The organism is Psychrobacter sp. FME5 (assembly GCF_014861375.1).
GTDB lineage: Bacteria > Pseudomonadota > Gammaproteobacteria > Pseudomonadales > Moraxellaceae > Psychrobacter.
The window spans coordinates 1-1,315 of record NZ_RRYX01000228.1 but is presented as its reverse complement, the minus strand read 5'-3'; the positions used below and the strand labels follow the sequence as shown (position 1 = coordinate 1,315).

Below are 1,315 nucleotides of genomic sequence, written 5' to 3'. Positions count from 1 at the left end.
AAGACCATTACCTCTGACAATGGTAAAGAGTTTGCTCAGCATAAGAAGGTGAAACGAAAGCTCTTTACTTCCTTCTTCTTTGCCGATGCTTATGCGTCATGGCAGCGAGGAACCAACGAGAATACTAACGGCTTAATCAGAGAGTTCTTGCCTAAGGGTTGTGACTTTAGACAAGTCTCTGATAATGAGATACAGGACATTGAGAATAAACTAAACAACAGACCAAGAAAACGATTAGGGTTTAAAACGCCCAATCAGGTGTTCTATAATATAATTTAGCGTTGCACTTGGTGTGTTAATCTAAGTATCTAAAGAATAAAGATATTACCAAAAACAAAAGCCTTTCAGCATTTAAGGATAAAAGCCCAGAGGGTTATGAGCAATGGCAATCAGGCGCATGGACTATCTCATCAGACTGGTACAAGCAGATGCAGACCAAATACCCTTGGAATCTATCTATCAGTATCGATGGGCAAGAATGGAATGGCGAATACTACGCTGAATTTGCCAATATCGAAAGATTTGCCGTACTCGATGAGCAGTTGGGTAAATACGACAACGCGCTTAAAGCAGTACCGACTAAAATTAGAACGTGGGCGACTGATCAAGAGTCTGGCGAGCGCACCGAGATTGAAGTTCACCTTTACCCTAGACCTAAATGGTCTGCTCGAAGTCTTAGGAATGCATCCTATCAGCCCTACTACCAAGACCCCAATCTAAACCGCTTCTTTAAATATTTTAAAGAGTTATATCCCAATCGTTCCCTTGTAACTAATGAACAGCCAGCCAGGCCTGATGAGTTTGCCACACTTAAGATAAACTTTGATAAAGACTTAGTTTTAACCGAAGCTTACTTGCAAAAGGGCAATCAGAAAATACCGATTGAAGGCGCTTATCAATTTTCTCGTGCGCCAATAGATCTTGAAGAAGGTCAATATACCGCTGAACGGGGTTATCCTCTATTTATTACTGAACCAAATGCAGAAGACTTAAGTGATCCTGCTTTTGTGGATATTGATTGAGCCAAATATTAGTGTCGATTGCGGTAACGTTGATATTAATCGCTATGTTCGCATTGCTAGCGGTAGCATTGGCGTGTTTGTGGATAATAACTGATATGGCTTACTGGGTAATACAGTATTAATGATTGTTCATCTGATGACAGTTATCAAGCTTGATGAGATGGAAATTTATATGTAAGAGGTAGTACTCGATAAAAGAATAGCGCTTATTATCTTAGGGGCTGTATAGAATTGGGAAATAGTTGAAAAAAATAAGCAACGCCTTACACTCTTGTTTACCACAACAAAGAGAA

2 protein-coding genes are annotated in these 1,315 nt (G+C 39.8%); both read left to right on the top strand.

Annotated features, from left to right (window positions below; genetic code table 11):
* On the top strand, positions 1-279 hold a 279-nt coding region (locus EI161_RS14395; RefSeq protein WP_192524318.1), incomplete at its 5' end, for an IS30 family transposase.
* A 149-nt stretch (positions 280-428) separates the two neighbouring features.
* Positions 429-1,022, top strand: coding sequence for a hypothetical protein (locus tag EI161_RS14390; RefSeq protein ID WP_192529951.1), 594 nt, complete (start codon positions 429-431; stop codon positions 1,020-1,022).
* The last annotated feature ends 293 nt before the right edge of the window (positions 1,023-1,315 follow it).

Bases quoted from the DNA above. Each gene is read 5' to 3' on its own strand.
- EI161_RS14390 (WP_192529951.1), top strand. From the start codon at position 429: ATGCAGACCAAATACCCTTGGAATCTATCTATCAGTATCGATGGGCAA.